This window comes from Streptomyces sp. NPDC087906 (genome assembly GCF_055584925.1).
This window is the reverse complement of record NZ_JBVJLC010000010.1, coordinates 41,152-61,810: the sequence shown is the minus strand read 5'-3', so window position 1 is coordinate 61,810 and position 20,659 is coordinate 41,152. Positions and strand designations below refer to the sequence as shown.

The 20,659-nt window shown below is 70.7% G+C and carries 21 protein-coding genes; 12 read left to right on the top strand and 9 right to left on the bottom strand.

What is annotated here, in order from left to right; translation table 11 throughout:
- Window positions 1-73: 73 nt before the first annotated feature.
- Window positions 74-574: an inorganic diphosphatase gene (locus ACZ63I_RS26085; RefSeq protein ID WP_041986385.1), complete on the bottom strand. Its 501-nt coding sequence runs from the start codon at window positions 572-574 to the stop codon at window positions 74-76.
- Between the two features lie 177 nt (window positions 575-751).
- On the opposite strand from ACZ63I_RS26085, the gene dacB reads away from it, so the two are divergent.
- The 6 genes from dacB to folE all read left to right on the top strand — a co-directional run bounded on the left by dacB (window position 752) and on the right by folE (window position 8,214).
- Window positions 752-2,185 carry a D-alanyl-D-alanine carboxypeptidase/D-alanyl-D-alanine endopeptidase gene (gene dacB, locus ACZ63I_RS26080; RefSeq protein ID WP_469341431.1) on the top strand — a complete coding sequence of 478 codons (1,434 nt, stop codon included), beginning with the start codon at window positions 752-754 and terminating at the stop codon, window positions 2,183-2,185.
- Window positions 2,186-2,280: 95 nt separating this feature from the next.
- Window positions 2,281-3,432: a zinc-dependent metalloprotease gene (locus ACZ63I_RS26075; protein WP_469341430.1), complete on the top strand. Its 1,152-nt coding sequence runs from the start codon at window positions 2,281-2,283 to the stop codon at window positions 3,430-3,432.
- A 202-nt stretch (window positions 3,433-3,634) separates the two neighbouring features.
- Window positions 3,635-4,651 carry a tRNA lysidine(34) synthetase TilS gene (gene tilS / locus ACZ63I_RS26070; RefSeq protein ID WP_469341429.1) on the top strand — a complete coding sequence of 339 codons (1,017 nt, stop codon included), beginning with the start codon at window positions 3,635-3,637 and terminating at the stop codon, window positions 4,649-4,651.
- A gap of 87 nt (window positions 4,652-4,738) precedes the next feature.
- Window positions 4,739-5,293: a hypoxanthine phosphoribosyltransferase gene (hpt, locus tag ACZ63I_RS26065; protein WP_041986371.1), complete on the top strand. Its 555-nt coding sequence runs from the start codon at window positions 4,739-4,741 to the stop codon at window positions 5,291-5,293.
- 174 nt (window positions 5,294-5,467) lie between these two features.
- Complete coding sequence (gene ftsH / locus ACZ63I_RS26060) at window positions 5,468-7,495, top strand: ATP-dependent zinc metalloprotease FtsH (protein ID WP_469341428.1); 2,028 nt, start codon at window positions 5,468-5,470, stop codon at window positions 7,493-7,495.
- A 113-nt stretch (window positions 7,496-7,608) separates the two neighbouring features.
- Window positions 7,609-8,214: a GTP cyclohydrolase I FolE gene (folE, locus tag ACZ63I_RS26055; protein ID WP_469341427.1), complete on the top strand. Its 606-nt coding sequence runs from the start codon at window positions 7,609-7,611 to the stop codon at window positions 8,212-8,214.
- Between the two features lie 14 nt (window positions 8,215-8,228).
- Here the strand turns inward: folE and ACZ63I_RS26050 are convergent, their stop codons facing one another.
- The 6 genes from ACZ63I_RS26050 to ACZ63I_RS26025 all read right to left on the bottom strand — a co-directional run bounded on the left by ACZ63I_RS26050 (window position 8,229) and on the right by ACZ63I_RS26025 (window position 12,475).
- Window positions 8,229-8,723 (bottom strand): DUF3180 domain-containing protein, encoded by a 495-nt coding sequence (locus ACZ63I_RS26050; protein ID WP_469341426.1) that lies wholly within the window; start codon window positions 8,721-8,723, stop codon window positions 8,229-8,231.
- Window positions 8,724-8,789: 66 nt separating this feature from the next.
- Window positions 8,790-9,386 carry a 2-amino-4-hydroxy-6-hydroxymethyldihydropteridine diphosphokinase gene (gene folK / locus ACZ63I_RS26045; RefSeq protein WP_469341425.1) on the bottom strand — a complete coding sequence of 199 codons (597 nt, stop codon included), beginning with the start codon at window positions 9,384-9,386 and terminating at the stop codon, window positions 8,790-8,792.
- Complete coding sequence (folB, locus tag ACZ63I_RS26040; RefSeq protein WP_469341424.1) at window positions 9,383-9,742, bottom strand: dihydroneopterin aldolase; 360 nt, start codon at window positions 9,740-9,742, stop codon at window positions 9,383-9,385. Before folB ends, folK begins: the two co-directional genes overlap by 4 nt.
- Before the next feature lie 190 nt (window positions 9,743-9,932).
- Window positions 9,933-10,406 (bottom strand): nuclear transport factor 2 family protein, encoded by a 474-nt coding sequence (locus ACZ63I_RS26035; protein WP_469341423.1) that lies wholly within the window; start codon window positions 10,404-10,406, stop codon window positions 9,933-9,935.
- On the bottom strand, window positions 10,406-11,275 hold the full coding sequence (folP, locus tag ACZ63I_RS26030; protein WP_469341422.1) for a dihydropteroate synthase: 870 nt from the start codon (window positions 11,273-11,275) through the stop codon (window positions 10,406-10,408). The genes ACZ63I_RS26035 and folP overlap by 1 nt, the downstream gene beginning before the upstream one ends.
- A gap of 27 nt (window positions 11,276-11,302) precedes the next feature.
- On the bottom strand, window positions 11,303-12,475 hold the full coding sequence (locus tag ACZ63I_RS26025; RefSeq protein WP_469341421.1) for an ABC transporter ATP-binding protein: 1,173 nt from the start codon (window positions 12,473-12,475) through the stop codon (window positions 11,303-11,305).
- A gap of 141 nt (window positions 12,476-12,616) precedes the next feature.
- Here ACZ63I_RS26025 and ACZ63I_RS26020 point away from each other — a divergent pair, with 141 nt between their 5' ends.
- The 4 genes from ACZ63I_RS26020 (at window position 12,617) to ACZ63I_RS26005 (ending at window position 16,357) form a co-directional block, all read left to right on the top strand.
- On the top strand, window positions 12,617-13,303 hold the full coding sequence (locus ACZ63I_RS26020; RefSeq protein ID WP_469341420.1) for an ABC transporter permease: 687 nt from the start codon (window positions 12,617-12,619) through the stop codon (window positions 13,301-13,303).
- Window positions 13,304-13,305: 2 nt separating this feature from the next.
- The gene (locus ACZ63I_RS26015; protein WP_469341419.1) at window positions 13,306-14,055 is read left to right on the top strand and encodes an ABC transporter permease; all 750 of its coding nucleotides are present in this window, start codon (window positions 13,306-13,308) and stop codon (window positions 14,053-14,055) included.
- A gap of 34 nt (window positions 14,056-14,089) precedes the next feature.
- Entirely contained in the window at window positions 14,090-15,085 is a 996-nt protein-coding gene (locus ACZ63I_RS26010) for an ABC transporter substrate-binding protein (RefSeq protein ID WP_469341418.1), read from the top strand.
- Between the two features lie 105 nt (window positions 15,086-15,190).
- Window positions 15,191-16,357: a hypothetical protein gene (locus ACZ63I_RS26005; protein WP_469341417.1), complete on the top strand. Its 1,167-nt coding sequence runs from the start codon at window positions 15,191-15,193 to the stop codon at window positions 16,355-16,357.
- 28 nt (window positions 16,358-16,385) lie between these two features.
- Here the strand turns inward: ACZ63I_RS26005 and ACZ63I_RS26000 are convergent, their stop codons facing one another.
- Together ACZ63I_RS26000 and ACZ63I_RS25995 are read right to left on the bottom strand one after the other, a co-directional pair.
- Window positions 16,386-17,537, bottom strand: coding sequence for an NADH-quinone oxidoreductase subunit D (locus ACZ63I_RS26000; RefSeq protein ID WP_469341416.1), 1,152 nt, complete (start codon window positions 17,535-17,537; stop codon window positions 16,386-16,388).
- Window positions 17,538-17,550: 13 nt separating this feature from the next.
- Window positions 17,551-18,585: an SAM-dependent methyltransferase gene (locus tag ACZ63I_RS25995; RefSeq protein ID WP_469341654.1), complete on the bottom strand. Its 1,035-nt coding sequence runs from the start codon at window positions 18,583-18,585 to the stop codon at window positions 17,551-17,553.
- Between the two features lie 126 nt (window positions 18,586-18,711).
- Between ACZ63I_RS25995 and ACZ63I_RS25990 the strand changes: the two genes are divergently transcribed.
- Together ACZ63I_RS25990 and ACZ63I_RS25985 are read left to right on the top strand one after the other, a co-directional pair.
- Window positions 18,712-19,911: a sensor histidine kinase gene (locus tag ACZ63I_RS25990; RefSeq protein WP_469341415.1), complete on the top strand. Its 1,200-nt coding sequence runs from the start codon at window positions 18,712-18,714 to the stop codon at window positions 19,909-19,911.
- 48 nt (window positions 19,912-19,959) lie between these two features.
- Entirely contained in the window at window positions 19,960-20,634 is a 675-nt protein-coding gene (locus tag ACZ63I_RS25985; protein ID WP_469341414.1) for a response regulator transcription factor, read from the top strand.
- The last annotated feature ends 25 nt before the right edge of the window (window positions 20,635-20,659 follow it).

Sequence of the window (20,659 nt, the reverse complement as noted above, 5' to 3'; positions counted from 1 at the left end):
GCCACATGCCGACGGGCGGCACCCCCCGGAGGGTGTGCCGCCCGTCGTGGCGCTCGGCTCGCCGCGCGTACCGTCAGTGCTGGTGCGTGCCGCCCTGCGCCTGGAGGCGCTTGTACGAGTTCTCGATCTCGGCCTCGGCCTCGGCGCGGCCGACCCAGTCGGCGCCCTCGACGGACTTGCCGGGCTCCAGGTCCTTGTAGACCTCGAAGAAGTGCTGGATCTCCAGCCGGTCGAACTCCGACACGTGGTGGATGTCCCGCAGGTGCTCGACGCGGGGGTCGGAGGCGGGGACGCAGAGCAGCTTGTCGTCGCCGCCCGCCTCGTCCGTCATCCGGAACATGCCCACGGCGCGGCACTTGATGAGGCAGCCGGGGAACGTCGGCTCGTCCAGGATGACCAGCGCGTCCAGCGGGTCGCCGTCCTCGCCGAGGGTGTTCTCCACGAAGCCGTAGTCGGCCGGGTAGCTCGTCGAGGTGAAGAGACGACGGTCAAGGCGGATGCGACCGGTCTCGTGGTCCACCTCGTACTTGTTCCGTGATCCCTTGGGGATCTCGATGGTGACGTCGAACTCCACGGGTGGCTCCTCCATGATCAACACATCTGTCCGGTGATGGTGTGCCCGCGCGCGGAGGAGGGCCCCCCGGATCGCCGCCTGACAGGCCGCATGGGCAGGGGTGCCATGCTCGCGGCAAGGCGCAATGGTTAAGTGTCCCCCACGCAGCAGTGTGATCGCGAAAGGGGCTGGTCAGCCGTGCTTGAGCCGAAAGTGTGGCAGATCACGGCAGGTTCCGTGGTCGTCGGGCTGCTGGTTGCGGCCGGTGCGGTGGCGGCGGCCGGCCCCTGGGACAACGGTCAGCGTAAGGCCGAGCGGCAGTGGGCGGTCGCCCAGGGCCGTACGGGTGGCGCACATCACCAGGTGCGCCCGGCGCCCGGATCCGCGCCGGAGCCCGCGCCCGCGCCCAGCGCCGGCGCCGTCCTGGCCGCGCTCGGCGGGTCGGGGCACGAGTCCGACCTCGCGTCCGAGAAGACGCCGACGAGCGTGCCGAGGACCATCGCCCGCAAGCTCGACCCGCTCTTCGCCGACCCGGCGCTCGGCTCCCGGCACACCGGGGTCGTGGTCGACGTGGCGACCGGCAAGCAGCTCTACGCGAAGGGCGCGGCGGTCCCGATGACGCCCGCGTCGACCGTGAAGCTCGCGACGATGACCGCCGCCCTGTCCGCGCTGGGGCCCGACCACCGCATCGCGACCACCGTCGTCGCGGGATCGGACGGGCGGAAGGTGACCCTGGTCGGCGGCGGCGACGCCACCCTCGACAGCAAGGGGCTCGCCGCGCTCGCCGACCGGACCGCGAAGGCCCTGCGCGACCGCGGCGTCAAGAAGGTCCACCTGGGCTTCGACACGTCCCTCTACTCGGGGCCGCGCGAGCACCCCATCGGCCCCAACGACAACATCGCCCCCGTCGTCGCGCTGATGAGCAACGAGGGCCGCCTGGACAGGTCCACCACCGGGCCCGCGCCGCGCAGCGGCGACCCGGCGGGCGCCGCCGCCCGGGAGTTCGCCGCGCTGCTGCGCGACCGGGGCATCGGTACGACGGCGCCGCCGCGCCCCGAGCGCGCGGCCAAGGGCGCCGAGCGCGTCGCCAGGATCTGGTCGGCGCCGCTCTCGGACCTCGTCGAGCGGGCCCTGACCCAGAGCGACAACGACATCGCGGAGTCCCTGGCCCGGCAGACCGCCGTCGCGGCCGACCAGCCCGCCAGCTTCGCGGGCGCCGGCCGGGCCGTGCTGGCCCGGCTGAAGAAGCTGAAGCTGCCGCTCACCGGCGCCCGGCTCGCCGACGGCAGCGGGCTCAGCCGCCAGGACAAGGTCAGCGCCGCCCTGCTCACCGCGCTGCTCGTACGGGACGGCGACCAGCAGTCCCCTGAGCTGCGCCCCGTACTCACCGGGCTGCCCATCGCCGGGTTCAGCGGCACCCTGCGGACCCGGTTCGCCGACGCGGCGCCGGCCGCCGGGCTGATCCGGGCCAAGACCGGCACCCTCACCGGCGTGAACACGCTCGCCGGCACGGTCGTCGACGCCGACGGGCGGCTGCTGGCCTTCGCGTTCATGGCGGGCTCCACCCCGGGCCCTGACGCGGCGCAGAAGGCCCTCGACCGGCTGGCCGCCACCCTCGTACCGACCGCCTGACCGCACGTGCCCCCTTCCCCTCAGGGGGCACCTAGGGAAAGAACCGGGCCACCGACACCTGACCGCATTCGGCGCGGACAACGTACGGTTGACGCATGACGAGCATCGGTGGTGCCGAGATGGTCGACTGGAATCTCGCGGTGGCGACCGCGACCCGCCTCGTGCGGCCGGGTCCCGAAGTGAGCCGCGAGGAAGCGCGCGAGATCGTCGCGGAACTGCGGCGGCACGCGAAGTCGGCGGAGGAACACGTCCGCGCCTACACGCGGATGATCCCCGAAGGAACGGAACCGGTGGACACCCCGGTCCTGGTCGTCGACAGGGCCGGCTGGGTGAAGGCCAACGTCGCCGGGTTCCGCGAGCTGCTGAAGCCCCTGCTGGAGAAGATGCAGGAGCGCAGGCAGAGCAGCAGCGGTCCGGGAGCCGCCGTCTTCGGCGCTGTCGGCGGCAAGGTCACCGGCGTCGAGCTGGGCATGCTGCTGTCGTTCATGTCGTCCCGGGTGCTCGGCCAGTACGAGACCTTCGCCCCCGACACCCGCGACCTGCCCTCGGCGGGCGGTGGCGGACGGCTGCTGCTCGTGGCGCCCAACATCGTCCATGTCGAGCGCGAACTGGACGTCGACCCGCACGACTTCAGGCTCTGGGTCACCCTCCACGAGGAGACCCACCGCACCCAGTTCACCGGCGTGCCCTGGCTGCGGGACCACCTGGAGGGCGAGATCCAGTCGTTCCTCCGCGAGACCGACGTCGACCCGATGACGATCCTGGAGCGGCTCAGGGAAGCCGCCCAGTCGCTCGGCGGCAACCGCGCGGACAGCGCGGCGGACGGTACGGCCGAGGACGACGACGAGGGCCGCTCGATCGTCGAACTGGTGCAGACCCCGGGCCAGCGCGAGGTACTCAGCAGGATCACCGCCGTCATGTCCCTGCTCGAAGGGCACGCGGACTACGTGATGGACGGGGTCGGCCCGCAGGTCGTGCCGTCCGTCGCCGAGATCCGCGAGAAGTTCCAGCAGCGCAGGGCCAGCGGCGCGAGCCGGCTCGACCAGGCGCTGCGCAAGCTGCTCGGCCTCGACGCCAAGCTGCGCCAGTACCGCGACGGCGAGCGTTTCGTCAGGGCCGTGGTGGAGGAGGTCGGCATGGACGGCTTCAACCGGGCGTGGACCTCGCCGAACACGCTCCCCACCAAGTCGGAGATCGCCAAACCGGCGGAGTGGATCGCGCGGGTGCACCGCAAGGCGGATTCCTGACCGGGATTCCTGAGCACCGGAAACTGTCCGTAGCGTAAGAACGCCCCAGGTATCACCCATCCGAGGGACCGTAGGTGATGGGTAGGCGTGCGATGCTCGGGTATCGGCTCGGTTCTGTCACCATCGACGCACTCTGAGTGACGGACATCGTCCCGAATCCGAGCGAGGCACCTCCCGAAAAACATCACGAAGGGCACCGGACATGGGTCCCCATCCTGCGGTCGCGGCGATACGCCTGGCGGTTCGCCGCGTACTTCACGACATCCTCACCGACAGCTCCCCGGCTTCCCGCGCCCCCGAGGCGGGACCGCCCCTGGTGCTCGTCGCCTGCTCCGGCGGCGCCGATTCCATGGCGCTCGCCTCCGCCCTCGCCTTCGAGGCCCCCAAGCTCTCCGTACGCGCCGGCGGTGTCACCGTCGACCACGGCCTGCAGAGCGGCTCCGACCGCCGCGCCGCCGAGGTCGTCGCCCGGCTCGGCGCCATGCGGCTCGACCCGGTCGAGGCCGTCGCCGTGACCGTCGGCCAGGCGGGCGGTCCCGAGGCCGCGGCGCGGGACGCCCGCTACGCCGCACTCGACCAGGTCGCCGAAGAGCACGGCGCGGCGGCGGTCCTGCTCGGCCACACCCGCGACGACCAGGCGGAAACCGTTCTGCTCGGGCTCGCACGGGGCTCCGGCACCCGGTCCCTGTCCGGTATGGCGGCCGTCTCGGGGGCGGCCGGCAGATACCGCCGCCCGTTCCTCGCGATCGACCGCCAGACGGCCCGCAAGGCCTGCCTCGTCCAGTCGATCCCCGTCTGGGACGACCCGCACAACACCGACCCCGCCTACACCCGCTCCCGGCTGCGCCACGAAGGGCTGCCGGCCCTGGAGAAGGCGCTCGGCAAAGGCGTCGTCGAGGCCTTGGCCCGTACCGCCCAGCTCTCCCGCGACGACGCCGACGCGCTCGACGCCTGGGCCGCCGACGCCGAGGGGGCCGTACGGGACGCCGCGGGGCAGTTGGAGTGCGCCAAGCTGTACGCGCTGCCGCCCGCGGTCCGCCGCCGGGTGCTGCGCAGGGCCGCCATCACCGCGGGCGCTCCGGCCGGTTCGCTGTTCGCCCGGCACATCGAAGAGGTGGACCGGCTGATCACCGGCTGGCGGGGTCAGGCGGCCATCAACCTGCCCGGCCGCGTCGAGGCCAGACGGCAGGGTGGCAGACTGGTCATCCGGCAGGGCTGAAGTGCTGGGACCTGACGGTCTGAAGTTCTCCGGCTGTGTCCACCGGGGCCGCGATCCCGGACCCCGGCCGACAACGAAAGTGAAGCGGTGGACGACAAGGACCTCGGCAGCGACCTCCAGTCGGTGCTCATCACCAAAGAAGAGATCGACGCGAAGCTGGCCGAGCTGGCGGCGAAGATCGACGCGGAGTACGCGGGCAAGGACCTGCTCCTCGTCGGGGTGCTCAAGGGCGCCGTGATGGTGATGGCGGACCTGGCACGCGCGCTGTCCTCCCCCCTGACCATGGACTGGATGGCCGTCTCCTCGTACGGGGCGGGCACCCAGTCCTCCGGTGTCGTCCGGATCCTCAAGGACCTGGACACCGACATCAAGGGCAGGCATGTCCTGATCGTCGAGGACATCATCGACTCCGGACTGACCCTGTCCTGGCTGCTGTCCAACCTGGGCTCACGGGAACCGGCCTCGCTGGAGGTCTGCACCCTGCTGCGTAAGCCGGATGCCGCAAAGGTCGCGATCGATGTGAAATGGATCGGTTTCGACATTCCCAGCGAGTTCGTCGTGGGTTATGGCCTTGATTACAACGAGAAGTACCGCAACATGCCTTTCGTCGGCACGCTGGCACCCCACGTCTACGGCGGCTGAGCGGGGCGGGAACCCCTGCCACCCGCCCGGCGTTGGAGCATGGGAAGGCGGGTTTGTCGCCGGTCCCGTGCGGTCGCGGGTGACAATGCTGGGGTACCGTCCGAAGAACAGTCTTTTTCTCACAGCAGCATTTACCTACGGGCAGGAGGGACGGAGCGTCATCGCTCCGTATGGATGGACGTGAAGCGATACTTCCGTGGGCCGGTCATGTGGATCGTGCTGGCCGTCCTCGCCGTGGTCGTGTTGATGCAGGTCGTCGGCTCGTCGGGCGGCTACAAGACAGTGGACACCGGCGAGGTCGTCCAGGCGATCTCCAAGAACCAGGCCGAACAGGTCAAGCTGACCACTGGTGACGAACAAGTCATCAAGGTCGAACTCAAGTCCGGCCAGAAGATCAAGGGCAGCGACAAGATCCAGGCCAGCTACATCGGCACCCAGGGTGCCGACCTGGCCAAGACGCTGCAGTCCAAGTTCAACAACGGCGACATCAGCAAGGGCTACACGGTCTCACCGTCGAAGCAGAGCCCGTTCCTCTCGGTACTGATCTCGCTCGTTCCGTTCGTCCTCCTTGTCGTGGTGTTCCTGTTCCTGATGAATTCGATGCAGGGCGGCGGCTCCCGGGTCATGCAGTTCGGGAAGTCGAAGGCCAAACTGCTCACGAAGGACACGCCGAAGACGACCTTCGCCGATGTGGCCGGGTCCGACGAGGCGGTCGAGGAACTGCACGAGATCAAGGAATTCCTCCAGGAACCGGCGAAGTTCCAGGCGGTCGGCGCCAAGATCCCGAAGGGTGTGCTGCTCTACGGCCCGCCCGGTACGGGCAAGACGCTGCTCGCCCGTGCCGTCGCCGGTGAGGCGGGCGTCCCGTTCTACTCGATCTCGGGTTCCGACTTCGTCGAGATGTTCGTCGGTGTCGGCGCCTCCCGGGTGCGCGACCTCTTCGAGCAGGCCAAGGCGAACGCCCCGGCGATCGTCTTCGTCGACGAGATCGACGCCGTCGGCCGGCACCGCGGTGCGGGTCTCGGCGGTGGCCACGACGAGCGCGAGCAGACGCTGAACCAGCTCCTCGTGGAGATGGACGGGTTCGACGTGAAGGGCGGCGTCATCCTGATCGCCGCCACGAACCGGCCCGACATCCTCGACCCGGCGCTGCTGCGGCCGGGCCGCTTCGACCGGCAGATCGCGGTCGACCGCCCCGACATGCAGGGCCGGCTGGAGATCCTGAAGGTCCACCAGAAGGGCAAGCCGGTCGCCCCGGACGTCGACCTGGGCGCTGTCGCCCGTCGTACGCCCGGCTTCACCGGCGCCGACCTGGCGAACGTGCTGAACGAAGCCGCGCTCCTCACGGCGCGCGGCGACCGCAAGCTCGTCGACAACAACGCGCTGGACGAGGCCATCGACCGCGTCGTGGCGGGCCCGCAGAAGCGGACCCGGATCATGTCCGAGAAGGAAAAGAAGATCACCGCGTACCACGAGGGCGGCCACGCCCTGGTCGCGGCGGCGTCTCCGAACTCCGACCCGGTGCACAAGATCACGATCCTGTCCCGAGGCCGGGCCCTGGGTTACACCATGGTCCTGCCCGACGAGGACAAGTACTCGACCACGCGCAACGAGATGCTCGACCAGCTCGCCTACATGATGGGCGGACGCGCGGCGGAGGAACTGGTCTTCCACGACCCGACCACCGGCGCCGCCAACGACATCGAGAAGGCGTCGGCGACGGCACGCGCCATGGTCACGCAGTACGGCATGACCGAGCGCCTGGGCGCGATCAAGTTCGGTGGCGACAACACCGAGCCCTTCGTCGGCCGTGAGATGGGCCATCAGCGCGACTACTCGGAAGAGGTCGCCGCGCTGGTCGACGAAGAGGTCAAGAAGCTGATCGAGACCGCGCACAACGAGGCCTGGGAGATCCTGGTCGAGAACCGCGACGTCCTCGACAATCTGGTCCTCCAGTTGCTGGAGAAGGAAACGCTCAACAAGGAGCAGATCGCCGAGGTCTTCTCGACGATCGTGAAGCGCCCGGCCCGTCCGGCGTGGACCGGCTCCTCGCGGCGTACGCCTTCGACGCGGCCGCCGGTGCTCTCCCCGAAGGAGCTGGCTCTGACCAACGGGGCCAACGGTACGAACGGCGGCCTGCCCGCCGTGACGACCGGTGAGACACCGACCGAGGCGGTCCCCGAGGACCGTCCGGAGAACTGATCCCGGGCGCCCCACCAGGCCCGGAATGGATGCCGCGCCCCCCAGGTTTTAGCCTGTGGGGGCGCGGTATTTGTCTGCCCGCCCGCGGGGACGGAACAGGAACGAGGCACCACATGAGGGACCCGATGACGCTGGACGGCGAGGGAGCCATCGGCGAATTCGACGAGAAGCGCGCCGAGAACGCCGTACGCGAACTGCTCATCGCCGTCGGGGAGGACCCGGACCGGGAGGGCCTGCGGGCCACGCCCGGCCGGGTGGCGCGGGCGTACCGGGAGATATTCGCCGGACTGTGGCAGAGCCCCGAGGACGTCCTGACGACGACGTTCGACCTCGGGCACGACGAGATGGTGCTGGTGAAGGACATCGAGGTGATGTCCTCCTGCGAGCACCACCTGGTGCCGTTCGTCGGGGTCGCGCACGTCGGCTACATCCCGTCCGCCGACGGGAAGATCACCGGTCTGTCGAAGCTGGCCCGGCTGGTGGACGTCTACGCCCGCCGCCCGCAGGTGCAGGAGCGGCTGACGACCCAGGTCGCCGAGTCCCTGATGAAGATCCTCCAGCCGCGCGGAGTGATCGTGGTCATCGAGTGCGAGCACATGTGCATGACGATGCGCGGCGTACGCAAGGCGGGGGCCAAGACGATCACCTCGGCGGTCCGTGGCCAGTTGCGCGACCCGGCGACCCGCTCGGAAGCGATGAGCCTGATCATCGGCCGCTGATACCGGGCCGGGACCTAGCGTATGGGGCTCGCCCCGTGGTGGTCGTGGTCGTCGTCCGGCCCTTCCGGGAGCTTGCAGACCCGCTCGAGGAAGAAGGCGGCGGCGATGACGGCGAAGCCGGCCAGCACCGAGAAGCCCGCGTAGATGGCCTGGTCGCGGCGGGGCGGAATGTCGAGCGAGCCCAGCAGGAACACGCCCGCGCCGCCGTAGATGCCGGCGACGAGCGCCGCCACCAGCGCGCTGGCCTGGCCGAAGACCACGGCGCGCGCCGCCATCAGCGGATCGACGCCCTTCGCCCCCGGGCGCCGCTCGCGCTGGGCCTTGAGCTGGCCGCGGAGCGAGATCGCCGTCGCGAAGAGGATGACGGCGATCAGTGCGAGGACGATGGGCGCGGCGAGCGGGACGCTCGGCAAGGTGCCCACCGAGTCCCAGAGGCGGGCGCCGCTCCAGGAGAGCACACCGGCCACCACGAACAGCCCGGCCAGGACGCCGATCCTCAACTGCTTCACCGAGAAAGCCGCCCTTCGCCTCGCCTCGAACCCTCGCCTACCTGACTGACCCGCTGAGCCTAACGACTACTCGGGCAGGCGGAGTTCCAGGTCGACCCGGTGCTGTACGCCGGTCTCGCCGACACCGGCCAGCAGCTCCGGCACGGCGCCGTGTCCGGGGAGCCGCGCCTCCGGGTCCACGTCCCGCCAGGGGGCGAGGACGAACGCGCGCTGATGGGCGCGCGGATGGGGCAGCGTGAGCAGCGGGTCGTCCGACACGACGTCCGCGTACGCCAGGATGTCCACGTCGAGGGTGCGCGGGCCCCAGCGCTCGTCCCGTACCCGGTCGAACGCCTCCTCGATGGCCTGGCCGCGCTCCAGCAGCGAGGACGGCGGGAGCGTCGTCTTCACCAGGACGACCGCGTTGAAGTACGAGGGCTGGGAGCCGGGTTCGACGCCCCACGGCTCCGTCTCGTACACCGGGGAGACCGCCTTCACCCGCAGTCCCGGGGTGTCCTCCAGCGCGTCGACCGCGCCTTGCAGGGTCTCCAGCCTGTTGCCGAGGTTGGAGCCGAGGGCGATGACGGCGCGCTGCGGGTTGGACAGGGTGACATCGGCTGCGTCCACCTGGGCGACCACGGAGGCGGGGACCGGCTGGACGGTCGGATCGCTCTGGGTGTTCATACTCGGCTCCGGGTGATGGTGATGGTCACGTCGTCGAACGGCACGGTGATCGGGGCGTCGGGCTTGTGGACGACCACCTCGACCTCCTCGACCCCGTCGTGCTTCAGGCACTGCTGGGCGATGCGCTCCGCCAGCGTCTCGATCAGGTCGACCGGCTCGCCCTGGACGACACCCACGACCTCCTCGGCCACGATGCCGTAGTGGACGGTCTTCGCCAGGTCGTCGCCGGCTGCGGCGGGCCGTGTGTCCAGGCTCAGCACGACGTCCACGACGAAGGTCTGGCCCTCCTCGCGCTCCCGTGGGAAGACGCCATGATGCCCGCGGGCCTTGAGGCCGCGCAGCGCGACACGATCCACGCGAATCACTCCTGCTGTCGTTGGTCGGCGAATGCCCCGGCCGCGTGCGGGCGGCCAGGTCATCCCGATCGAATCTACCTGCGAGCACCGACAGCACTCGCCCGTGGGGTCAGGACGGGGAGCGGCGGTGCCGGTCGCTCCGCCCATACCCGTGCGGCCGTGAACCAACCCACGCCGGGCCCACAGCCACTCAAGCGGGTGGCTCGTCGTCCTGTTCCTCGTCCGTCTCGGCCAGTACGGGCGAGCCGTGGTGCGACCAGATCTTCCAGCCGTCGGCCGTGCGCCGGAACACGTTCGTGGCGACGACGAGCTGGCCGACGAGCGGGCCCAGTTCGCCCGCCTCCGCCGCGGGGCCGCCGCTGAGGATGTTCTCCGTGCAGGTCACCAGCGCGGTGTCGGCCGCGAGCGACACCGCGACATCGGTGAGGAAGAACTGGATGTACTCGGTGTCCGCCATGATCAGCGCGTAGGACCGCAGCACCTCGCCGCGGCCGGTGAGCACCGGCCAGCCCGGGTGGACGCAGGAGACGCCGTCGTCCTCGCCGTCCAGCCAGAGCCCGGACAGCGTCTCGATGTCGCCGCGCTCCATGGCCTCGTAGAACGTGGTGTTGGCCAGCTCGACCTGCTCGCTGTCCGGGTGCGCCGTGCCGCGTCCCTCGGCCATCAGACGGCGCCTTCCACGGCGTGTGCCACCCGTACGGCGTCGGCCGTGGCCCGTACCTCGTGGACGCGGACGGCCCAGGCGCCCTGGAGCGCGGCGATGGCCGAGATCGCGGCCGTGGCCGCGTCGCGCTCCCTGGCGGGCGGCGGTGCGCCCTCGCCGCCGGCGAGTACGTGTCCGAGGAACCGCTTGCGGGAGGCGGCGACCAGCAGCGGCCTGCCCAGCGCGTGCAGCTCGGCCTGGTGGGCGATGAGGCTGAGGTCGTGCGGTGCCTGCTTGGCGAAGCCGAGGCCGGGGTCGACGACGATACGGGCGGGGTCGACACCGCCGGCGATCACGGCGTCCATCCGCTCCCGCAGCTCGGCGACGACCTCGGCGACCACGTCGGTGTAGACGGCGCGGCTGTTCATGTCCTGGCTGAAGCCGCGCCAGTGCATGACCACGAAGGGCACTTCGGCGGCAGCGACGGTGGGCACCATGGCGGGGTCGGCGAGACCGCCGCTCACGTCGTTGACGAGGACGGCGCCGGCGGCGACCGCCTGCTCGGCGACGGAGGCGCGCATCGTGTCGACGGACACGAGGACGCCTTCGGAGGCCAGCCCCCGTACGACGGGCACGACCCGGCGCAGCTCCTCGTCCTCGTCCACGCGCGAGGCACCGGGACGGGTGGACTCACCGCCGACGTCGACGAGGTCGGCGCCCTCGGTGACGAGGTGGAGGCCGTGCTTGACGGCGGCGGTGGTGTCGAACCAGCGGCCGCCGTCGGAGAAGGAGTCGGGCGTGACATTGACGACACCCATCACCGCGCACCTGCCCCACTCCGGCAGCCCTGCGACGGTGTTCCCCTCGCGTCCTCCGCGCAACGTACTCATGCCCCCAACCCTATGGCCGGGTCCGGCTCAGTGCGGGGCGACCGTGCTGACCGTCTCCAGCTCCACCGCCGTGCGCGGGATGGCCTGCGCGTCCGCGTCGATCGACCTGCGCAGCGCCTCGTGCAGCCGGGCCGGGGTGAGGACGCCGAGGAACCGGCCGGTCTCCTCCTTGTCGATGACCGCGATCCAGCCAGCGTCGTGCTGGAGCATCGTGGCGAACGCCTGCTTGAGCGAGGCGCCGACCGGCAGCCACGCCTCCATCCGGCGGGCGCGCTCCCGTACGGTCCCCGAGGCGCCGGTCTGCTCGGTGGAGATCCAGCCGTGCAGCTTGTCGTCGGGGCCGAGGACGACGGCCCAGCGCGCGCCGTCCTTCGCGAGCCGCGCCGCCGCCGTCTCCAGCGGGTCGTCGAGGTGCAGCACCGGCGGCTGGTCCAGGTCGCCCTCCTCGATGGGCGTCACGGAGAGCCGTTTGAGGCCGCGGTCGGCGCCGACGAAGTCGGCGACGTACGGGGTGGCGGGGGCGCCGAGCACGGCGGCCGGCGGGTCGAACTGCTCGATCCTGCCCTGGCCGTAGACGGCGATGCGGTCGCCGAGGCGGACGGCTTCCTCGATGTCGTGTGTGACGAACAGCACGGTCTTGTGTACGGCGGCCTGTAGCCGCAGGAACTCGCTCTGCAGGTGGTCGCGTACGACGGGGTCCACCGCGCCGAACGGCTCGTCCATCAGCAGCACCGGCGGATCGGCGGCCAATGCCCTGGCCACGCCGACGCGCTGCTGCTGGCCGCCGGAGAGCTGGGCCGGGTAGCGGTCGCCGTAGACGGACGGGTCGAGACCCACCAGGTCGAGCAGTTCGGCGGCGCGCTTCTTGGCCTTGGCGCGCTGCCAGCCGAGGAGATGGGGGACGGTCGAGGTGTTCTCCAGGACCGTTTTGTGCGGGAAGAGACCGACCTGCTGAATCACGTAGCCGATACGGCGCCGCAACTCGACCGGGTCGATCTTGGCTATGTCGTCCCCGTCGAGGAATATCCGGCCCTCGGTGGGCTCGATGAGCCGGTTGACCATTTTCATGGTCGTGGTCTTCCCGCAGCCGGACGGTCCGACGAGCGTGACCAGTTCACCCGCTGACACCTCGAAGGAGAGGTCGTCGACGGCGGTGGTGCCGTCCGCGTACCGCTTGGTGACGTGCTCGAATCGGATCATGGTTCCCCATTGTGAGCCGTGTTGTGTGAAGGCCATGTTGCTGGAATGTGGCGGACTTCCGCGAATGTCAGTGGTCGGGGATAGGGTCCCCAGACGTGGGTCAGAGACATACGTTCGGGGAGTCGGGGGAGGTGGGGACGGATGAGCGCGCAAGGATGCATGGCGGCCAACGACTGGATCTGCGGTGAGTATCTTCACTCCCGCAGTCACGAGCTGATCGATGCCACGGTCCAGCATGTGTGGATCACGGCGGTCTCGGTCGCCATCGGGCTGCTGGTGGCATTCCCGCTGGCGCTGCTGGCCCGGAGCAAACCGGCTTTCGCCGCTCCCGTGCTCGGTCTGACGACTCTGCTCTACACGATTCCCTCGCTGGCGATGTTCTCGCTGCTGCTGCCGCTCTTCGGGCTCTCCGCCGGTCTGGTGATCACCGGACTCGTGCTCTATTCGCTGACCATTCTCGTGCGGAACATCATCGCGGGTCTCGAATCGGTACCGGAAGAGGCACGGGACGCCGCACGCGGAATGGGATATGGACCCGCCAGGTTGCTCTGGGAGGTCGAGCTGCCGCTCGCGCTGCCCGCGCTGATGGCCGGGCTGCGCATCGTGACGGTCTCGACCATCGCCCTGACGACGATCGGCTCGATCGTCGGCCGGGGCGGACTCGGCAATCTGATCAGCGACGCGCTGCAGACGTTCTTCAAAGCACAGGTGCTCACCGCTTCCGTGCTCTGCGTCCTGCTCGCCGTCGTCGCCGATCTGCTGCTGCTGGGCGTGCAGCGACTGCTTACGCCCTGGACCCGGATACGCACGCTGAAGGCGGTGAGCTGACGATGGGGGAGCTGGGCGGAGCCTGGACATGGCTCACCACAGGTGCCAACTGGTCCGGGCAGAACGGGGTGTGGCACCGGCTCGGCGAGCATGCGTACGTGAGCGGCGTCTCGATGCTGCTGGCGTGCCTGATAGCCCTGCCGCTCGCGCTGTGGCTCGGCCACATCGGCAAGGGCGGCGCGCTCGCGATCAACATCTCCAACGTGGGCCGCGCGATTCCGGTCTTCGCCGTCCTCGCGATCTTCATGATCTCCCCGCTGCGCAACTCGGGCTTCGTCCCGACGATCATCGCGCTCGTGCTCTTCGCCGTGCCGCCGCTGCTCACCAACGCGTACGTGGGCATGCGCGAGGTCGACCGCGCGGTGGTGGAGTCGGCCAAGGGCATGGGCATGTCCGGCACCCAGGTCTTCGCCCGGGTCGAGCTGCCGCTCGCCTACCCGCTGATCATGACCGGGCTGCGGTCGGCCGCCGTGCAGGTGGTGGCCACCGCCACCATCGCGGCGATGGTCGGTCAGGGCGGGCTCGGCCGGATCATCACCGCCGGCTTCAACACGTACAACACGGCCCAGGTCGTCGCCGGCGCGATCCTCGTCGCGCTGCTCGCGCTGCTCGTCGAGGGCGCGCTGCTGCTGCTCGACCGGCTGATCGCGCCCGCCAGGCCCGCCGCCTCGGCGGCCACCCGCCCCACCGCCGCGTCCCCCGCACCTCCCACCGCGACGACCCCCACAACAAAGACCCGCACAACCGTGTGACGACCGAACTTCGGCCTTTTGGATGGTGAACCTGATGAGCAAGACCTCGCAGATCGCGGGTGCGGTACTCGGAGTGGCGGCCCTGACCGTTTCGCTCGCCGCATGCGGCGGCGACAGCCTGGAGAAGGACAAGGGGGGCTCGGCGGCGAGCAGCGGCACGAGCGCCGGCTCGGGCTCCGGCAGCAAGGGCTCGCTGGTCGTCGGCGCCGCCTCCTTCACCGAGTCGAAGGTGCTGGCGGAGCTGTACGCGCAGACCCTGGGCAACGCCGGATACAAGACGTCCGTCACCACGGTGAGCAACCGTGAGCTGTACGAGCCGTCGCTGGAGAAGGGCGACATCGACGTCGTACCGGAATACGCGGCGACGATCACCGAATTCCTCAACGCGAAGGTGAACGGCGCGAAGGCGGCGCTGGCCAAGCCGCTCGCCTCCAGCGACGCGGCCGCCACCGTCGCCGAGTTGAAGAAGCTCGCCGAGCCGCGCGGGCTGAAGGTGCTCCAGGTCGGCGAGGCCGTCGACCAGAATGCCTTCGCCGTGACGAAGGAATTCGCCGAGAAGAACAAGCTCAAGACCCTTTCGGACCTCGGGAAGTCGAAGCTCAAGGTGAAGGTCGCCGCCGGTGACGAGTGCACCGTACGGCCCTTCTGCATCCCCGGTCTGAAGAAGACCTACAAGATCGACGTGACCGGTCTCGACCCGAAGGGCGTCGGCACCCCGCAGTCCAAGCAGGCCGTCAAGGACGGGGTGGACCAGGTGGTTCTCTCCACCACCACCGACGGCACGCTCGACAGCTTCGGCCTGGTCGTCCTGGAGGACGACAAGAAGCTGCAGAACGCCGACAACCTGCTGCCGGTGGTCAATGCGAAGGACGCCGGTTCGCCGGAGATAGCCGCGGCGCTCGACAAGCTCACGGCGACGCTCACGACCGACGATCTCGCGCAGTTGAACCTCAAGGTCGACGCCGAGCGCGCCAAGCCGGCGGATGTCGCGAAGGATTACCTGGAGTCCAAGGGCCTGCTCAAGAAGTAGTTCCGCCGGGCAACGGGAGTGGCACGGGAGGGGAGTCGGCAACGGGCGGGGAAAGATTGTCCGACCGGCCCCCCATTCCGCCCCCACGCACGGTAAATTTCCGCCATGCCACGTGGACGCCACCGCCATTCCCCACCCCTCCACAAGCTCCTGCCGCCGATCTCGGTCGCCGGAGCCGCGGTTGTCTGCGCCGCGGGCGCCTGGTTGTTCGCCGATCCGGTGGCCCTGCGGACCTGCGCGGCGCTGGCCGCCGTCGCCGCGGCCACCGGTGCCTTCTTCATGCGCCGCTGGGACGAGGACGCCGGTCACCGCGTCGCCGATCTGACCCGCGCCCGCGAGAGCGACCAGTGGCAGACGGAAGAGCGGATAGCCGAACTGGAGGCGGACATCGACGAGTCGAGGGAGATCCGCGTCAAGCTCGACGGCCGGCTGCGTGCCAAGCGCGTCGAACTGGCCCGGCTGCGCGGCGAACACGCCGCGCTGCTGCGGCGGTACGCCACGGCGGAGACCGAGCGCGCGACCGCGCTCGAAGGCCGCCGCCAGCTCGCCATCGAAGCGGCGGCCGAGCCCAAGGCCCTGCCGGCGGGCAACGCCGCCACGCCGTCCGCGTACCTCATGGCCAGGCGCGCCATGGAGAACATGCCGCGCAACCACGCGAGCCAGCAGGTGAAGCGGACCGTCCGGGCCGCTCTCGACCGGGACAGGGGCAGGGGCGAGCAGCGCGCCGAGTCCAAGAAGCCGTTCAAGGAGCCGACCAAAGAGCCGGCGAGAGAGTCGGCGAAAGTGCCGGCCAAAGAAGGGGCCACGGAGCAGTCCAGGGAGGCGCTGGGGAAGCATGCGGCTGCCGCCGGAGGAGAGCAGCACAGCCGCACGTCGTCCACTCTCCCCGCCACCCGCGTCCCCACCGCTTCGGCGATCGTCCCGTACTCCGCGCAGCGCGGCCCGGTGCGGCTGCCCGGCGGGGGCTTCGACTTCTTCGGCACCCAGATCCCCGCGACCACGCACAACACGGCTGCGGCGCCCGCCGAGCAGCAGGCCGACGATGACAAGGCCGACGAGGCCGACAACGCCGACGAGCCCGACAAGACCGAGGAGCCCGGCGCCGAACTGGCCGACGTCGAAGGCGAGGACCTCGCCGACGTGGTCGGCGAGGAAGCGGTCGCCGAGCAGCGCACCACCGGGGAACCGGCCGCAGGCCAGGTCATCGATCTGACCGAGCACGACGAGACCGAACAGCTCCAACTGGGCGGCCTGCGCCGCGCGACCGGCTGAGACCGGCTGAACGCCCTTCGGGGACCGGCTACTTGTCGATGTCTCCGACGACGAAGAAGAGCGAGCCCAGGATCGCCACCATGTCGGCGACCTGGGTCCCCGGCAGCAACTCGGTGAGCGCCTGGATGTTGTTGAACGAGGCGGAGCGCAGCTTCAGCCGGTACGGCGTCTTCTCGCCCTTCGACACCAGGTAGTAGCCGTTGATGCCGAGCGGGTTCTCGGTCCAGGCGTACGTGTGCCCCTCCGGCGCCTTCAGCACCTTCGGCAGCCGCTGGTTGATCGGCCCCGGCGGCAGCTCGGCGAGCCGGTCGAGACACGCGTCGGCCAGCGCCAGCGCGTTGTGGGTCTGCTCCAGCAGGCACTCGAAGCGGGCCAGGCAGTCGCCGTCCTCGCGGGTGACGACCGTGAGCGTGTCGGCCAGTTCGCCGTACGCGAGATACGGCTCGTCGCGCCGCAGGTCGAAGTCGACGCCGGAGGCGCGGGCGATCGGCCCCGAAACGCCGTACGCGTGGACCGCGTCCCGCGACAGCACACCGACCCCGCGGGTACGGCCGCGGAAGATCTCGTTGCCGAGGACGAGACCGTCGTAGACGTCCATCCGCGACCTGACCTCGGCGACCGCGTGCCGGGCCCGGCCCGTCCAGCCGGCCGGCAGGTCCTCCTTGAGGCCGCCGACCCGGTTGAACATGTAGTGCATCCGTCCGCCGGAGATCTCCTCCATGACGCTCTGCACCTCCTCGCGCTCCCGGAACGCGTGGAACACCGGGGTGATGCCGCCCAGTTCGAGCGGATAGGAGCCGAGGAACATCAGATGGTTGAGCACCCTGTTCAGCTCGGCGAGCAGGGTCCTGGTCCACACGGCGCGCTCGGGCACCTCCATGCCGAGCATCCGCTCGACGGCCAGCACCACACCCAGCTCGTTGGCGAACGCCGACAGCCAGTCGTGGCGGTTGGCGAGCATCACGATCTGCCGGTAGTCGCGCGCCTCGAAGAGCTTCTCCGCGCCCCGGTGCATATAGCCGATGACGGGCTCGGCGCTGCGGATGACCTCGCCGTCGAGCACCAGCCGCAGCCGCAGCACGCCGTGCGTGGAAGGGTGCTGGGGGCCGATGTTGAGCACCATGTCGGTGCTCTCGGCGGCGCCGCCGACACCGACCGTCGTCCGGGTGGTCTCCGTCATGGGCGACAGTCTCTCAGAGCCAGAAATCCGCCGGGTCGGTGCCGACGGGCTGGAGGAGCCAGCCGAAGTCGCCGAGGCCACCGCGCGCCGTCAGCTCCGCCGCTTCCCCGGCCGCCGACAGGGCCCGCAGATAGCCCGCCGGGTCGGTGGCCGCCAGCTCGCGGGGCGGGCGCTGCCCCGACACCCCGAGGCGGTGCAGCGCGTCGCGCTGGCTGATCAGTTCCGCGCCGGGCAACGCGCAGGCGTCCAGCGCCACATGGGCGGTCAGGTCGCAGCTCCCGTCGGGGACGGGCGGCACCTCGCGGCCGTCCCGGAAGCCGGTCAGCGTCCCGAACGGCGGGCGGGAGTCCCGGAGATGGGCGTAGTCGGCGGCGACCGCGAGACCGCGCTCCAGCGAAGCGACGGCGGCGGCCCACGCCTCGTCGCGCGGCCGGCCGATCTCCGCCCGCGAGGTCTCCGCCCGCGAGGTCTCCGCGCGCCAGGTCTCCGCCCGTTCGCCGGGGCGGTGCGACGGCCACCAGCGGGCCAGCCACGCGGCGTCCGGCCCGTCCACGGGACCACCGGGCTCCTCGCCGCCGTCGGGCCGTACGAGGACATAGCGCGCGACACCGTCGGCGCCCGTCTCGGCCACGTCCAACGGCACGTTGTCCAACCACTCGTTGGCGAACAGCAGCCCCCGCACCCCGGCCGGCGGCTCTGCGCACCACTCGACCCGCGGATCGAGACCCGCCGGGCGCGGGGCGCGCTCGACGGCGTACGCCCGTACGGCGAGCCCGGCCGGTACGGCGGCCAGCACGCCCGCCGCCAGCTCGCCGCGGCCCGCGCCCATGTCGACGAAGGCCACCTCGCCGCCGCCGAGCGCCCGCGCCGTACCGGCCAGCAGCCGGGCGACCGCCGCGGCGAACAGCGGGGAGGCGTGCACGGACGTGCGGAAGTGCCCGGCGGGGCCCTCCGGGCGCAGATAGAAGCCGCCGGGCCCGTACAGCGCCGCCTCGGCAGCCGTACGCCAGCGGCGCGGCCCCCCGGCGCCGCTCAGGTCGCCCCGCACCCCGTCAGACTGATCTGTCTCATCCGTCACGGCGCCAAGTCTCCACCTTGGGGAGTACGCTTCCGCCGACCGGATCGGTCCTCCGGTTGACCCCTCGTCCTTTTACACATCCCTACGCTGGGTTACGTGCAGCGCCTCTACGACTTCCTCCGCAGACACCCGACGGGCGTCGACAGTTTCTGGGCTGTCGTGCTCTTCGGGATCTCACTGCTGTGGGCGATCCAGGAGACGCTGGGCGTCGAGCCGAGGCTGACCGCCATGGCCGTGGCGGCGCTGCTGAGCCTGGTCGTCGCGCTGCGCCGCAAGGCACCCGAGCGGATGCTGCTGCTGGTGACGGCCATCGGCCTGGTCCAGCTCGCGGTGGACGTGCGGGTGGGGCCGGGCGACTTCGCGATGCTGGTCATCATCTACACCGTCGCCGCCCAGGGCCGGCCGCGCTGGGCCTCGCTGCTCGCGCTGTTCGGCGGGCTGTGCGCGGCGCCGCTGTCCCAGTTGCGCTGGCCGGCGAACACGACGAGCACCGGCGGGCAGATCTTCTTCACGGTCGTGCTGGCCGTGCCGTTCGTGCTCGCCTGGGTGCTCGGCGACTCGATCCGCACCCGCCGTGCCTACTTCGACCAACTGGAGGAGCGCGCGACCCGGCTGGAGAAGGAGCGCGAGGCGCAGGCCAAGGTGGCGGTCGCGGGGGAGCGGGCCAGGATCGCCCGCGAACTGCACGACGTCGTCGCGCACAACGTCTCCGTGATGGTCGTCCAGGCCGACGGCGCCGCCTACGTCCTGGACGCGGCGCCCGACCAGGCCAAGCAGGCGCTGGAGACCATCTCCAGCACCGGCCGGCAGGCGCTCGCCGAGATGCGCAGGCTGCTCGGCGTGCTGCGCACCGGCGACACCAAGGAGGGCGGCGAGTACGTGCCGCAGCCCGACGTCGAGCAGATCGAGGACCTGGTCGAGCAGGTGCGCAAGACCGGCATCACCGTCGACTTCAAGATCGAGGGCACCGCGCGCGCCCTGCCCAGCGGCGTCGAACTCACCGCCTACCGGATCGTGCAGGAAGCCCTCACCAACAGCCGCAAGCACGGCGGCCCCGACGTCGGCGCCAGCGTGCGCCTGGTCTACTTCGACGACGGCCTCGGGCTGCTCGTCGAGGACGACGGCAGGGGCGCGGCGCACGAGATGTACGAGGACGGCGGCGCGGACGGCCACGGCCACGGGCTCATCGGCATGCGCGAGCGGGTCGGCATGGTCGGCGGCACGCTCGACGCGGGGCCGCGGCCCGGCGGCGGCTTCCGGATCAGCGCCCTGCTCCCCCTGAAACCCGCGCACTGACCGCGTACGACCCCTCGCCCACCGCTCCTACCGGACAGGAACCCGCTGATGTCGATCCGCGTCATGCTCGTCGACGACCAGATGCTGCTGCGCACCGGCTTCCGGATGGTGCTGGCGGCGCAGCCCGACATGGAGGTCGTCGCCGAGGCGGGGGACGGCGCCGAGGCGATAGAGAACCTGCGCGGCAGGGCGGTGGACGTCGTGCTGATGGACGTACGGATGCCGCGCCTCGACGGCGTCGAGGCCACCCGCCGTATCTGCGCGGCGCCGAACCCGCCGAAGGTGCTCATCCTGACCACCTTCGACCTGGACGAGTACGCCTTCTCCGGGCTCAAGGCGGGGGCCAGCGGCTTCATGCTCAAGGACGTACCGCCGGGCGAACTGCTCTCCGCCATCAGGTCGGTGCACAGCGGCGACGCGGTCGTCGCGCCGTCCACGACCCGCAGGCTGCTCGACCGGTTCTCCCCGATGCTCCCGTCGGCGGCCGAGCCCGAGCACAAGGAACTCGACCGGCTGACCACCCGCGAGCGCGAGGTGATGATGCTCGTGGCGCAGGGCCTGTCGAACGGCGAGATCGCGGGGCGGCTCGTGCTCTCGGACGCGACGGTGAAGACCCACGTGGGCCGGATCCTCACGAAGCTGGGCCTGCGCGACCGGGTGCAGGTCGTGGTGCTGGCCTACGAGACGGGCCTGGTACGAGCAGGCGGCGGCGCAAGCGCCTAGGCGCCGGGCAGCGCGTGCCCCGCAG

Coding starts and splice junctions, on each gene's coding strand:
- ACZ63I_RS26025 (WP_469341421.1), bottom strand. CDS start 12,475: ATGATCCGATTCGAGCACGTCACCAAGCGGTACGCGGACGGCACCACC.
- ACZ63I_RS26075 (WP_469341430.1), top strand. CDS start 2,281: ATGACGAGCATCGGTGGTGCCGAGATGGTCGACTGGAATCTCGCGGTG.
- ACZ63I_RS26035 (WP_469341423.1), bottom strand. CDS start 10,406: ATGGCCGAGGGACGCGGCACGGCGCACCCGGACAGCGAGCAGGTCGAG.
- ACZ63I_RS26020 (WP_469341420.1), top strand. CDS start 12,617: ATGAGCGCGCAAGGATGCATGGCGGCCAACGACTGGATCTGCGGTGAG.
- ACZ63I_RS26000 (WP_469341416.1), bottom strand. CDS start 17,537: ATGACGGAGACCACCCGGACGACGGTCGGTGTCGGCGGCGCCGCCGAG.
- folE (WP_469341427.1), top strand. CDS start 7,609: ATGAGGGACCCGATGACGCTGGACGGCGAGGGAGCCATCGGCGAATTC.
- ACZ63I_RS26010 (WP_469341418.1), top strand. CDS start 14,090: ATGAGCAAGACCTCGCAGATCGCGGGTGCGGTACTCGGAGTGGCGGCC.
- ftsH (WP_469341428.1), top strand. CDS start 5,468: ATGGACGTGAAGCGATACTTCCGTGGGCCGGTCATGTGGATCGTGCTG.
- tilS (WP_469341429.1), top strand. CDS start 3,635: ATGGGTCCCCATCCTGCGGTCGCGGCGATACGCCTGGCGGTTCGCCGC.
- ACZ63I_RS26005 (WP_469341417.1), top strand. CDS start 15,191: ATGCCACGTGGACGCCACCGCCATTCCCCACCCCTCCACAAGCTCCTG.
- ACZ63I_RS26015 (WP_469341419.1), top strand. CDS start 13,306: ATGGGGGAGCTGGGCGGAGCCTGGACATGGCTCACCACAGGTGCCAAC.
- folP (WP_469341422.1), bottom strand. CDS start 11,275: ATGAGTACGTTGCGCGGAGGACGCGAGGGGAACACCGTCGCAGGGCTG.
- ACZ63I_RS25985 (WP_469341414.1), top strand. CDS start 19,960: ATGTCGATCCGCGTCATGCTCGTCGACGACCAGATGCTGCTGCGCACC.
- folK (WP_469341425.1), bottom strand. CDS start 9,386: ATGAACACCCAGAGCGATCCGACCGTCCAGCCGGTCCCCGCCTCCGTG.